We start from the raw sequence: 13,431 nt of genomic DNA on the forward strand, positions 1-13,431 counted from the left end.
AAAATGATTAAAACAGATATACTAATAATTGGCGCGGGGCCAACAGGGTTATTTACAGTATTCGAAGCTGGATTATTAAAATTGAAATGTCATTTAATTGACGCATTACCACAACCTGGTGGGCAATGTTCAGAATTGTATCCTAAAAAACCAATTTATGATATTCCTGGATTTCCTGAGATTTTAGCAGGAGATTTAACAAAAAATCTATTAGAACAAGCAAAGCAATTTGAACCTGGATTTACTTTAGGTGAACGTGCTGATACGGTAGAAAAGCAGGAAGATGGTACCTTTATTGTTACCACTAATAAGGGAACACAGCATCAAGCAAAAGTTGTCGCTATTGCTAGTGGTTTAGGGAGTTTCGAGCCTAGAAAACCACAAATAGAAGGACTTTCTGAATACGAAGACAAAGGGGTTGAGTATATGATTAAAGAACCTGAAATGTATCGTGATAAAAAAGTCATTATTGCTGGTGGAGGAGATTCTGCATTAGATTGGTCTATTTTTTTAGCCGACGTTGCAGAGAGTGTTACTCTGATACATAGACGTAATGAATTTAGAGGGCATTTAGATTCAGTTGAAAAAGTTCAAGAGTTGAAAGATGCAGGTAAAATAAATTTAATTACACCGGCAGAAGTCACTAATATTTTAGGAGATGGCAAGGTAGAAGCTATTGAAATAACTAAAAAGGATGAAGCGCCTTTTACTTTAGAAACCGATCATTTTATTCCTTTATTCGGGCTTTCGCCTAAATTAGGACCTATAGCTAATTGGGGCTTAGAGATTGAAAAAAATGCCGTAAAAGTTAATAATGCATTAGATTATCAAACTAATATCCCTGGTATTTTTGCTATTGGTGATGGTAATTATTATCCAGGAAAATTAAAATTAATTCTTTGTGGTTTTCATGAAGCGACTATTATGTGTCAAGCGGCATATCAAATAATAAACCCAGGTAAGAAAAACGTTTTAAAATATACTACAGTTTCTGGCGTAGATGGTTTTGATGGTACTCGTAAAGAAGCACCTAAAGCTGTAGTTCAAGCTATTAACTAGTATATAATTATAATTAAATCTTTCAAGTGTATTTATTTGAAAGGTCTTAAACTAAATATAGACAGAAGTATCCTGCAAGGTTTTTAAAATCTTGCAGGATTTAATGTTTAAAAAAATGAGTTTTTAAATGGATAAGTTATATTTTTAAAAACTCTAATTTAGAATAAATTAATATACAGATATAGCCAATGAAAAGTTATAATGTTTGTTTAAAAGATACCGTTAAAACATTTACAAAAAAACTGTTTTATTCCATATTCGATTGTGAACACGAAACGGAATACGCCACATATTTAGAAAAGACCTTTATAAAAATTCTTGATACTTTAGAAATTAAGAATGGCAAAACATTATGGGAAACCTTTAAAACGGAACTTCCTGAAATTAGAAGACAGCTCGATTTAGATGCGATTGCTTTTGAAAATAATGATCCAGCATCACATTGTTTAGCCGAAATTTACATGGCATATCCTGGGTTTCATGCCATTTCAATTTATAGATTGAGTCATGCGCTTCATAAACTTGGTATTTATATTTTACCGAGAATGATGAGTGAGTATATCCACGGGATCACAGGTATCGATATTCACCCCGGAGCTACAATTGGTGAGTCGTTTTATATCGATCACGGAACAGGTATTGTTATTGGTGAAACGACCATTATTGGGGAGCATGTTAAAATATATCAAGGGGTAACACTTGGTGGAATATCGGTAGAAAAAAGTTTGGCCTCTACAAAAAGACATCCAACAATTCAGGACAATGTTTGTATTTACGCCAATGCGACTATTTTAGGAGGCGATATTGTTATTGGTGCAAATAGCATTATTGGTGCTAATGTTTGGATCACCCAATCGGTTCCAGAAAATTCCTTAGTAACTTATCAAACAGAAATTAAAATTAGACCTAAAAAAAATGGCATACGGTAAAACAATATTAGACCAAATAGGAAACACACCGCTTGTGGAAGCAAGTCATTTAATTTCAAAAAAAGGGGTGCGTTTATTTTTAAAATTAGAAGGCAATAACCCTGGCGGAAGTGTGAAAGATCGTGCCGCTTTTAATATGATTTCCGAAGCTTTAAAACGTGGCGATATAAAAAAAGGAGGCACTTTGGTTGAAGCTACTAGTGGAAATACAGGAATTGCTTTAGCTTTTATAGCGCAACTTTTAGGGTTGAAAATGGTATTAATTATGCCCGAAAATTCTACTGTAGAACGTGTGAAAACCATGCGTGCTTATGGAGCAGAGGTTATTTTAACTTCAGCAGATGTCGGTATTGAAGGTTCTAGAGATTTAGCCTATAAGTTAAGAGACGAAAAAGGGTACACGCTTTTAAATCAGTTCGAAAACTCCGATAATTGGAAAGCTCATTACAAAACGACTGGGCCTGAAATTTGGAGAGATACCGAAGGCGAAGTGACTCATTTTGTATCGGCTATGGGAACCACAGGAACTATTATGGGAACGTCAACTTTTTTAAAAGAACAAAATAAAAATATTACTATCGTAGGGGCGCAACCTGCTGATGGTGCTAGAATTCCTGGAATCCGTAAATGGTCTCCAGACTATGTACCAAAATTCTTCGACCGTTCTAAAGTGGATGTTGTAGTCGATGTTAATGAAAACGATGCGCGTAATACTACCCAACGTTTAGCCAAAGAAGAAGGAGTGTTTGCTGGTATGAGTAGTGGAGGTTCTGTGTTTTGTGCGTTAACAATTGCAGAACAAATAGAGAACGGGGTTATTGTAGCTATTATTTGCGATCGTGGTGACCGTTATTTATCATCAACTCTGTTTGAGTAAATTTAATAAATGCTATAAATTACTGTTTTTCTTTACTTTAATCAGTGTAAGATTTTAAATTGTTTTCATTCAGGATAACGATTTTATCAATATAATAAGGATAACAAAAATATAGTTGTTATTTTTGCAACCCATTTCTGTGTATGCAGAAAATGTTCATAAACGTATTAGTGTTATCAAGAAAGGCAGAGGGAATAGACCCGTTGAAACCTTGGCAACCCTTTGAGATTTCTGATGACTTTTCAGAGTCTTAAAGAAGGTGCTACATTCTACTTAATAGTTTTTGGAACTATTAGAAAGATAACGAAAGGTGTTTCAATTACTTTTCTTGATAAAATAAAAATTAATAAATACAGCAAATAAAACCTGTGTATCTGTTATATCATGCCCAAATTTATGAATATTTTGGGTTTAGTAGTAGCGACGATAGGTTTTAAAAATGTTTAAAAGAAATAAAAAAATGGCGGATATATATAAAGCGTTAAAAGAGCGTATTTTGGTTTTAGATGGTGCCATGGGGACTATGTTACAAGCCTATAAATTTCAAGAAGAAGATTTTAGAGGTGAGCGTTTTAAGGACTATCCAACACCGCTACAAGGCAATAACGATTTATTGTCGTTAACCCAACCGGAGGCTATAAAAACCATCCATGCAAAGTACTTTGAGGTTGGTGCAGATATTGTTGAAACGAATACCTTTTCGGGAACTACTATTGCCATGGCCGATTATCAAATGGAAGATTTAGTTTACGAGCTAAACTACGAATCTGCTAGACTAGCAAAAGAAGTAGCCAATACTTTTACAGCAAAAGAACCAAACAAACCTCGTTTTGTAGCAGGTTCAATAGGGCCAACAAACCGTACCGCAAGTATGTCTCCCGATGTGAATGATCCAGGGTATCGCGCAGTAACTTTCGAAGAGTTGCGCGTAGCCTACAAACAACAAGTAGAGGCTTTAATTGATGGAGGTGTGGATTTATTATTAATTGAAACGGTTTTTGATACCTTAAATGCTAAAGCTGCTTTATTTGCAATAGAAGAAGTGAAAGATGAACGCAGTATAGATATTCCAATTATGTTAAGCGGAACCATTACCGATGCTTCAGGACGAACCTTATCTGGGCAAACAGCCGAAGCTTTTTTAATTTCAGTTTCACATATTCCGTTACTTTCTGTAGGGTTTAATTGTGCTTTGGGAGCTAATTTATTGCAACCACATTTGGAAGCTATTGCCTCTAAAACCGATTTTGCAGTTTCAGCACATCCTAATGCCGGATTACCAAATGCTTTTGGAGAATACGATGAAAGTCCAGAAGAAATGGGCGAGCAAATAGAAGAATATTTAAAGCGTAATTTAATTAATATTATTGGAGGCTGCTGTGGTACAAGTCCGGAGCACATTCGTATTATTGCTAATATTGCAGCTAAGTATAAACCGAGAATAGTTAATAGTTTTTAGTTGGTAGTTATTAGTAGAAATAGATAGTTAGAAAATGAATTATACAGATTTAGATGTTTGGAAAAATTCAAGGGAATTGGTTCAGTTGGTTTATCAATTAACCAAATGTTTTCCAAAAGAAGAATTGTATGGTTTAACAAATCAAATAAGGAGATGTGCTGTTTCTGTTCCTTCAAATATAGCTGAAGGTTGTGGAAGACAATCTAATAAAGAAACAATACATTTTCTGTATATAGCAAAAGGTTCTTTACAAGAAGTAGAAACCCAATTATATTTATCTTTTGATTTAGAATATATTTCGGAAGATGATTTAAAAGATATTTTAGATAAAGTGATTTTAAATAAAAAATTGTTAAACGGTTTTATTAATTATTATAAAAAATTATAATGATGCAAACTAATAACCAAAAACAAGGAACTAAGAACCAAAAAAGAATTCTTGAAGTAGCTATATTGAATATAAAAAACGGACGGTCTAATGATTTTGAAGAGACATTTCAAATTGCTCAGAAAATCATTTCTTCCATGAAAGGCTATATCTCTCACGATTTAAAAAAGTGTGTTGAACAAGATGATAAATATATATTATTAGTGCATTGGAAAACCATTGAAGATCATGAAATTGGTTTTCGACAATCGAGTGAGTATAAAGAATGGAAAGGGTTATTACATCATTTTTATGAGCCATTTCCAGTAGTTGAACATTACATATAATACGTTTTTAGACTTGACAGGTTTTTAAAACCTGTAAGGTCTAACAGATATAAAACAAATGAAAATAAAACAAACTAAATACATGAAATTGTCTGGTTTAGAACCTTTAGTTTTAAACGAAAACAGCAATTTTATAAATGTAGGAGAACGTACAAACGTAGCCGGATCTCGAAAATTTCTTCGATTAATTAAAGAAGAAAAATTTGATGAAGCTCTAGATATTGCGCGGCATCAAGTAGATGGAGGTGCACAAATTATCGATATTAATTTTGATGATGGTTTAATAGATGGCAAAGAAGCTATGATACGCTTTTTAAACCTTATTGCTGCCGAACCAGATATTTGTCGCGTGCCTATTATGATTGATAGTTCCAAGTGGGAAATTATTAATGCTGGTTTGCAAGTGGTGCAAGGTAAATGTGTGGTAAATTCTATTTCTTTAAAGGAAGGTGAAGATAATTTTATTTGGCAAGCCAAGCAAATTAAACGCTATGGAGCTGCGGTTATTGTGATGGCTTTCGACGAAGAAGGTCAAGCAGATACTTACGATCGCCGAATAGAAATCGCAAAGCGATCGTATGATATTTTAGTAAACCAAGTCGGCTTTCCTTCCGAAGATATTATTTTCGATTTAAACATATTTCCGGTAGCAACTGGAATGGATGAGCACAGACGAAATGCCATCGATTTTATTGAAGCTACACGTTGGGTTCGTGAGAACTTAGAAAACGTAAGTGTAAGTGGTGGTGTGAGTAACGTGTCGTTTTCATTCCGTGGAAATAATGGCGTTCGCGAAGCTATGCACTCGGTGTTTTTATATTATGCCATCCAAGCAGGTATGAATATGGGGATTGTAAACCCTTCTCTTTTGGAGGTTTATGATGATATTCCTAAAGATTTATTAGAATATGTTGAAGATGTTATTCTTGATAGAAGAGCGGATGCCACCGAACGCTTATTAGATTTTGCAGAAACCGTAAAAGGTTCTAAAGTTGAAAAAGGTGTCGATTTATCGTGGCGAGAAAATCCCTTACAAGACAGAATTACACATGCCTTAGTAAAAGGTATCGATGCGTTTGTTATTGAAGATGTGGAGCAAGCCAGACAGGAGGCCGATGCACCAATTGAAGTGATAGAGGGGCATTTAATGATTGGTATGAATGTGGTTGGTGATTTGTTTGGAGCCGGAAAAATGTTTTTACCGCAAGTGGTAAAATCGGCTCGTGTCATGAAAAAAGCTGTGGGGTATTTAAATCCCTTTATTGAAGCTGAAAAAGGCGACAAACAAGAGCCTGTAGGTAAAATTTTAATGGCAACCGTTAAAGGTGATGTGCACGATATTGGTAAAAATATTGTAAGCGTTGTTTTAGCTTGTAATAATTACGAAATTGTAGATTTAGGCGTGATGGTACCGCCCGAAAAAATTATAGAAATGGCTATTAGCGAACGTGTGGATGCCATTGGTTTATCGGGGTTAATTACACCATCACTTGATGAAATGGTGTATTTAGCAAAAGAAATGCAGCGTAATAATTTTGAAGTGCCTTTACTTATTGGTGGAGCAACGACTTCTAAAGCGCATACGGCTGTAAAAATAGACACCCAATATACAAATGCAGTGGTGCATGTTAATGATGCCTCTCGTGCTGTAACCGTGGTTGGAGATTTATTAAATAAGAAAACCAGCAATGCGTATGTTGCGGAATTAAAAGCGAATTACGACGATTTTAGAAACAAATTTTTAAAACGAGGTAAAGAGAAATCGTATATTTCTATTGAAGAAGCTCGTAAACGAAAATATAAAATAAATTGGGAAACTTCCGAAATTGTAAAGCCTAAAGAATTAGGTGTTCAAATTTTGAAGATGTTAAGTTTAAAGGAATTGGAGCCATTTATAGATTGGAGTCCGTTTTTTAGAAGTTGGGATTTACATGGTAAATTTCCTGATATTTTAACCGACGACGTTGTTGGAGAGCAAGCCACCATAATGTATGATGAAGCGCAAGCCATGATTAAGGAAATTATTGCGAAACAACTATTAAAACCCAAAGCTGTTTTTGGTTTGTTTGAAGCGAATACCATTAATGATGATGATATTTCTATTCAGAAAAACGGCAAAGAAATCGCAATCTTTAGAACCTTGCGTCAGCAGTTAAAAAAGCGTGAAGGGATTCCAAATCATGCGTTATCCGATTTTATAGCACCAAAAGAATCTGGGAAAACCGATTATATGGGAGCGTTTTGCGTTGGTATTTTTGGGGCACAAGAATTGGCCGATAGTTATCGAGCTAAAGATGACGATTATAATGCTATTATGGCACAAGCTATTGCTGATAGATTTGCAGAGGCTTTCGCCGAATATTTACACAAACAGATTAGAACGAAACATTGGGGCTATGCCGCCGATGAGGATTTAACAAACCAAGATTTAATTAAGGAAACCTATAAAGGTATTCGTCCGGCACCAGGATATCCTGCTTGTCCAGATCATTTAGAAAAGGAAACCATTTGGGATTTATTAGAGGTTGAAAAACTAATTGGTGTAACCTTAACGGAAAGTTTAGCTATGTGGCCTGCAGCAGCAGTTTCGGGGTATTATTTTGCAAATCCGGAAGCAAAATATTTTGGTTTGGGTAAAATTACCGACGACCAAGTAACGGATTATTCTGAACGAAAAGGCATTCCAAAAGATAAAGCAAGAAAATGGTTGCACGCTAACATTGCAGATTAATACTTAGGAGTTAATAGTAGTAAGCTATAAGATATTTCTAAGTTGAAGTAATATATCTAACAGATACAAAAAGTGAAATTAGAACGAAGAAGAAAATTAGTAACGTATTTAAACATTTTAGATAGACCAGTTCGGTTTAATCCTTTTGTTTTTAGTCGAACTTTTTTACTATGGGCAGTTGTTGGATTAATTGGTGGAGTTATAGCCGGTGTTTATTGGATAAGTTTGGAGTTTTTTACGCAACAATTAACCATTTTTGAAGGTTGGCAAGTTATTCCTGTTATGGGGATTTGTGGTCTTTTAGCAGGATTAATTATTCATTTTATTGGAGATCCTGGAGAAATCCATTTAATTGTAAATAATATTCGTTTTAATAAAGGCAAACTAGATCCAAAGAATAATCCTTCAATGATACTATCTTCTTTATTATGTATAGCATCGGGAGGAAGTTTGGGGCCAGAAGCGCCATTGATACAAGTAACAGGATCTACGGGAACTTGGATAGGGAAGTTGTTTCGTTTGAAAGGGGAAGCCTTAAGATCTTTAAGTATTGCCGGGATGGCTTCGGGGTTTACGGCCTTATTTGGCGCTCCGCTGGGTGGTAGCTTATTTGCATTAGAAATACTTCATCATAAACATGCCGTTGAGTATTACCAAGCTATAATTCCTGCACTTGTTGCGAGTTGCTTTAGTTATCTGGTATTTGCGTTAATTATTCATTTGGGATTAGGTCCTGTTTGGGATTTATCGGCGTATGAATATTCAGGAATTTTTGATTTTGCTTATGCTGTATTATTTGCTGTAATTGGTGCTTTTTTGGGATGGGTTTTTATTTTTTGTGCTAAATTTTTTAAATCAGTTTTTGAAAAAGGGCAATGGCCTATTTATATAAAAACGTTAATTGGAGGAGTTTTACTTGGTATTATTGCCTTTTACTTTCCGTTAACGCGATACTTTGGACATCACGAGATTAATGAATTGCTATCGGGTCATTTTTCTTTGACTTTATTATTTGCAATTTTAATTTTTAAAATTATTGCAATTTCAATAACAGTAACTTCTGGGTGGCGTGGTGGATTTATTATTCCTTTGTTTTTTGTTGGTGCAACATTAGGATTAATAATCCATCAATTATTTCCAAGTATAAACTTAACTTTGGCAGTAGTTTGCTGTATGGCTTCTATTAATGCTTGTGTGACAAGAACGCCAATGAGTACAACTATTTTGTTAGGAACTTTAACGGGTTTTGGACATTTAATTCCTATTTTGTTTGCCAGTTTAACAGGGTATTTTTTAGCACCAAAAATACCGTTTATTGGCGCACAAATGGAAAAGGAATAAAAAAGATGGTGAGGCAAATGTTGCGGGTATTTTAAATTTGCTGATTAGGTAAAACCATAGCAAGTACCCCCGCGTTAGCGATTGCAACGGCATCCTTTTTGCGAAAGTTTAGCTGTTATTATTTTAGATAAGCTAATGGTTTAAAATGATATGGACTTTGAAAGAAATTAAGGAGCTTCGCAAAAAGATATAGTGAAAAGCGCGACCCTTGTGGTAACGCCAAAAAAAAATAAATATTAACTAATAAAAGTCCTATTTGGGATTTAGAAATGAAAGTAACAGACCATATAAAAAACGCAAACGGAAAAACATTGTTTTCTTTTGAGGTGATTCCGCCAAAAAAAGGGACAAATATTCAGGATTTATATAATAATATAGACCCTTTAATGGAGTTTAAACCACCATTTATAGATGTAACAACTTCTCGGGAAGAGTATGTGTATATTGATAAAGGGAATGGGTTATTGGATAAACGTATTACGCGTATGCGCCCAGGAACAGTGGGGATTTGTGCGTCTATAATGCATAAATATCAAGTAGATGCTATTCCGCATTTATTATGTGGAGGCTTTACTAGAGAGGAAACGGAGTATGTTTTAGTAGATTGTCATTACTTAGGTTTGGATAATGTGATGGCTTTACGTGGCGACTCGATGAAAGATGAGCCGTATTTTAAGCCTGTAAAAGGCGGGAATGCTTTTGCTTGTGATTTAGTGAACCAGATTGCGAATTTAAATCGTGGACAGTATTTGCATGATGATTTTAAGGTGGAGCATAATTCGGATTTTTGTATTGGTGTGGCTGGATATCCAGAGAAACACATGGAGGCACCGTCTTTAGTTTCAGATTTACGTCGTTTAAAAGAAAAGGTCGATGCTGGTGCCGATTACGTAGTAACGCAAATGTTTTTTGATAATAATAAGTATTTTGAATTTGTTGAAAAAGCACGAGCTGCAGGAATTACCATTCCCATTATTCCAGGAATTAAACCCATTGCTGTAAAACGCCATTTGCAAATTTTACCGCAGGTTTTTAAAATTGATTTGCCTCAAGATTTAATAGATGCTGTGGAAGGCTGTAAAGATAATAAGGCTGTTAGGCAAGTGGGGGTAGAGTTTGCTATTCAACAATCTAAAGAATTAAGAGCTGCAGGAGTACCTGTGTTACATTACTATTCTATGGGGAAAAGTGATAATGTTAAGGCAATTGCTGAGGCGTTGTTTTAATTGAAAAGAGGTATATAATGCCCCTTTAATATTTTAGTTAAAATTTAAGTACATTTGACGCTCAGAAATTTAATAATGAAATTACTTTTTACCTGCTTTTTTTGTATTGTTTTTTTGAGCGGTTTTTCGCAAGATAAAACGTATTCGTCGTACTTCGATTTAAATTATTTTAAGGGGAATATAGCCTTGCATAATAATGATATTCTTCATTTAATTAAAGGGCATCCGGAAGGCTATATTTTAAGTTGGAATAAAAAGACCTATGGTTTTAAAGACTGGGAACAGCGTTTTAATTATCCCGATTTAGGAGTAACTTATGCTTACCAAAACATGAAAAATGATGTTTTGGGTAATATCTCGTCTTTATACGGTCATTTAAATTTTTATTTTTTGAAACGCCACTTGATGTTTCGAATTGGACAGGGTATAGGGTATACTAATAACCCGTATGATAAGGAAAATAATTATCGAAATATTGCATTTGGTACAAAGTTAATGGCGAGTACGTTAATGATGTTAAACTATAAAAAGGAACGTGTTTTTGATTGTTTTGGTGTACAGGCAGGTTTGTCTTTTATTCATTTATCTAATGGTAATTTTAAGGCACCCAATACCAGTACGAATACGGTGGCTTTAAATTTTGGGGTGACTTATAATATTGATGACCATGATACGGCATATCGATATACTTTAGCGATCGATGATAAAAAGTTTACGGAACCTATAAAGTATAATTTAGCCTTTAGATTCGGTATTAATGAGAGTGATATTGTTGATAGTGGTCAGTTTCCATTTTATATTTTTTCGGCTTATGCAGATAAACGTATTAACCGAAAAAGTGCTTTTCAATTAGGAACCGATGTGTTTTTTTCTAAGTTTTTAAAAGAATTAATTTATTACAGAAGCGTTTCTTTTCCTGAAGAAAATGTTTCTGGCGATGAGGATTACAAACGTGTTGGTGTTTTTGTTGGTCACGAGTTGTTTTTAAATAGAACTTCGTTAATTACTCAGCTTGGTTATTATGTGTATTATCCTTACGATTTCGAGGGCCAGATTTATTCTAGAATTGGTTTAAAACGTTATGTTGGACATAGTAGAAAGTGGTTTGGTGTGTTATCTTTAAAAACGCACGGTGCAAAGGCAGAAGCTGTTGAATTTGGAATAGGCGTACGATTATGAGAAAGTTAGTTTACATACTGGTTTTAAGTTTGATTTTTGCTTGCGATAGTGAAAATGCAAATGATTGTGTTCAGAAAACAGGCGCTATAATTCAGCAAGAAATTACGGTTGATGATTTTACTACCATATTGGTAAATAGAGATATTGAACTTATTATTAAAGAAGGTGCTACGCAAAAAATAGTGGTGGAAACGGGAACCAATTTAATGAATGATGTTGAGGTTGTAGTTACCAATGGGGAGTTGATTTTAACCGATAACAATAGTTGTAATTATGTGAGAGATTATGGCGTAACAAAAGTATATGTAACGTCTCCAAATATTACGAAAATACGAAGTTCTACACAATATACTATAAGTTCTGAAGGGGTTTTAACCTATCCGAATTTAACTATTTTAGCCGAAGATTTTAATGCGCCAGGAACATTTACAAATGGTAATTTTAATTTAGAAATAGATAACACATCGTTTAATGTCGTGTTTAATAATCTTTCAAATTGTTTTGTTTCAGGAAAAACAACAACATTGGATATTACTTTTGCTGCAGGAACCTCTCGGTTTGAGGGTGGTAATTTGACTGCTCAAAACGTTGATGTTTGGAATAGAAGTTCCAATGATATGATTGTAAATCCACAGCAATCAATTTCGGGAAAAATTTCAGGTACTGGCGATGTTATTTCTGTTAACACACCGCCAACGATTACTGTAGAAGAAATCTATACGGGCCGATTAATTTTCGAATAGTTCAACAGATTGTTTAGCAATTTCTAATTCTTCGTTAGTTGGAATAATTAATATTTTAACTTTAGAAGTATCGGTGTTAATAGCTCTTATATGTTTCGCTCTTTCTTTATTTTTTTCTTGATCCATTTCTATGCCAAGAAAATCTAAATCTTCGCATACCATTTTTCGCATAAGCTCAGAGTTTTCTCCAATACCAGCAGTAAATACAATAGCGTCTAGTCCGTTTAGAGCCGCAGCATAACTACCAATGTATTTTTTTATGCGGTAGGTGTTCATTTGTAGGGCCAATAAACAATCTTTATTTCCTTTCGCGGCTTCGGCTTCAATTTCTCGTAAATCACTAAAACCGGTAAGGCCAAGCATACCACTTTTCTTTTGTAGAATCGTGTTTATTTCATCTAAAGAATAATTTAGTTTACTTGCCAAGTGAAAAATTACTGAAGGGTCGATATTACCGCTTCGTGTCCCCATAATTAAACCATCTAACGGAGTTAACCCCATGGAGTGATCTATACTTATTCCATTTTTTACAGCAGTAATACTACAACCATTCCCTAAGTGAATAGAAATAATTTTCGATTCTTTTTTGCCTAAATAATGAATAGCTTGTTCTGAAACATATTTATGACTAGTGCCATGAAAACCGTATAGCCTAATTTTATGTTCGGTTAAAAGCTCGTTCGGTATGGCATATCTATAAGCGTGTTCGGGAATAGTTTGGTGGAATGCCGTATCAAAAACAGCCACTTGTTTAGCATCTGGAAAAATAGCTTCGGCAACTTCGATACCTTCAAAATTGGCTGGGTTGTGCAATGGTGCTAGACTAAAAAGATCTTTAATATTTTCTTTTGCGGAAGATGTAATTTCCGAAGTTTTTTTAAATCGTGCACCTCCTTGTACCACACGATGGCCAACAATATTAATGTCTTTTGCCGATTTTATAATACCGGCTTCATTATCTAAAAGTTGATGGGATAGTAATTCTAATCCTTGTTTGTGGTTGTAAATAGCGGTAATGTGTTCTATGGTATCTTTTTCAGTTTTATAAATAAATTTAGCGTCATCTTCACCGATACGTTCAATAAGTCCAGAGCATAGTATAGTTTCTGCTGGCATTGAAAATAATTGAAATTTTATAGACGAACTTCCTGAGTTTAAAACGAGTACTTGCAT

The 13,431-nt window shown here is 34.5% G+C and carries 12 protein-coding genes and 1 riboswitch; of the genes, 11 read left to right on the forward strand and 1 reads right to left on the reverse strand.

Annotated elements, in window-relative coordinates; translation table 11 throughout:
• Positions 1 to 3: 3 nt before the first annotated feature.
• From FQU21_RS01000 to FQU21_RS01050, 11 genes are all read left to right on the forward strand, one after another.
• Positions 4 to 1,059 (forward strand): NAD(P)/FAD-dependent oxidoreductase, encoded by a 1,056-nt coding sequence (locus tag FQU21_RS01000; RefSeq protein ID WP_147676161.1) that lies wholly within the window; start codon positions 4 to 6, stop codon positions 1,057 to 1,059.
• A 188-nt stretch (positions 1,060 to 1,247) separates the two neighbouring features.
• Positions 1,248 to 1,988 carry a serine O-acetyltransferase EpsC gene (epsC, locus tag FQU21_RS01005; RefSeq protein ID WP_147676162.1) on the forward strand — a complete coding sequence of 247 codons (741 nt, stop codon included), beginning with the start codon at positions 1,248 to 1,250 and terminating at the stop codon, positions 1,986 to 1,988.
• Positions 1,975 to 2,865 (forward strand): cysteine synthase CysM, encoded by an 891-nt coding sequence (gene cysM / locus FQU21_RS01010; RefSeq protein WP_147676163.1) that lies wholly within the window; start codon positions 1,975 to 1,977, stop codon positions 2,863 to 2,865. The genes epsC and cysM overlap by 14 nt, the downstream gene beginning before the upstream one ends.
• A gap of 170 nt (positions 2,866 to 3,035) precedes the next feature.
• Positions 3,036 to 3,172, forward strand: a riboswitch (SAM riboswitch).
• A 153-nt stretch (positions 3,173 to 3,325) separates the two neighbouring features.
• Positions 3,326 to 4,324 carry a homocysteine S-methyltransferase family protein gene (locus tag FQU21_RS01015; RefSeq protein ID WP_147676164.1) on the forward strand — a complete coding sequence of 333 codons (999 nt, stop codon included), beginning with the start codon at positions 3,326 to 3,328 and terminating at the stop codon, positions 4,322 to 4,324.
• Between the two features lie 34 nt (positions 4,325 to 4,358).
• Positions 4,359 to 4,712: a four helix bundle protein gene (locus FQU21_RS01020; RefSeq protein ID WP_147676165.1), complete on the forward strand. Its 354-nt coding sequence runs from the start codon at positions 4,359 to 4,361 to the stop codon at positions 4,710 to 4,712.
• Positions 4,712 to 5,038: an antibiotic biosynthesis monooxygenase family protein gene (locus FQU21_RS01025; RefSeq protein WP_246124707.1), complete on the forward strand. Its 327-nt coding sequence runs from the start codon at positions 4,712 to 4,714 to the stop codon at positions 5,036 to 5,038. The genes FQU21_RS01020 and FQU21_RS01025 overlap by 1 nt, the downstream gene beginning before the upstream one ends.
• A gap of 58 nt (positions 5,039 to 5,096) precedes the next feature.
• Complete coding sequence (gene metH, locus FQU21_RS01030) at positions 5,097 to 7,769, forward strand: methionine synthase (RefSeq protein ID WP_147676166.1); 2,673 nt, start codon at positions 5,097 to 5,099, stop codon at positions 7,767 to 7,769.
• Positions 7,770 to 7,841: 72 nt separating this feature from the next.
• Positions 7,842 to 9,110 carry a chloride channel protein gene (locus tag FQU21_RS01035; protein ID WP_147676167.1) on the forward strand — a complete coding sequence of 423 codons (1,269 nt, stop codon included), beginning with the start codon at positions 7,842 to 7,844 and terminating at the stop codon, positions 9,108 to 9,110.
• A 269-nt stretch (positions 9,111 to 9,379) separates the two neighbouring features.
• Positions 9,380 to 10,336: a methylenetetrahydrofolate reductase [NAD(P)H] gene (gene metF, locus FQU21_RS01040; RefSeq protein WP_147676168.1), complete on the forward strand. Its 957-nt coding sequence runs from the start codon at positions 9,380 to 9,382 to the stop codon at positions 10,334 to 10,336.
• Positions 10,337 to 10,411: 75 nt separating this feature from the next.
• The gene (locus FQU21_RS01045; RefSeq protein WP_147676169.1) at positions 10,412 to 11,515 is read left to right on the forward strand and encodes an acyloxyacyl hydrolase; all 1,104 of its coding nucleotides are present in this window, start codon (positions 10,412 to 10,414) and stop codon (positions 11,513 to 11,515) included.
• The gene (locus FQU21_RS01050; protein WP_147676170.1) at positions 11,512 to 12,258 is read left to right on the forward strand and encodes a head GIN domain-containing protein; all 747 of its coding nucleotides are present in this window, start codon (positions 11,512 to 11,514) and stop codon (positions 12,256 to 12,258) included. Before FQU21_RS01045 ends, FQU21_RS01050 begins: the two co-directional genes overlap by 4 nt.
• Here FQU21_RS01050 and FQU21_RS01055 read toward each other — a convergent pair.
• Entirely contained in the window at positions 12,244 to 13,431 is a 1,188-nt protein-coding gene (locus FQU21_RS01055) for an acetate/propionate family kinase (RefSeq protein ID WP_147676171.1), read from the reverse strand. The genes FQU21_RS01050 and FQU21_RS01055 overlap by 15 nt on opposite strands.

It is taken from the genome of Algibacter pacificus (genome assembly GCF_008033385.1).
Lineage (GTDB): Bacteria > Bacteroidota > Bacteroidia > Flavobacteriales > Flavobacteriaceae > Algibacter > Algibacter pacificus.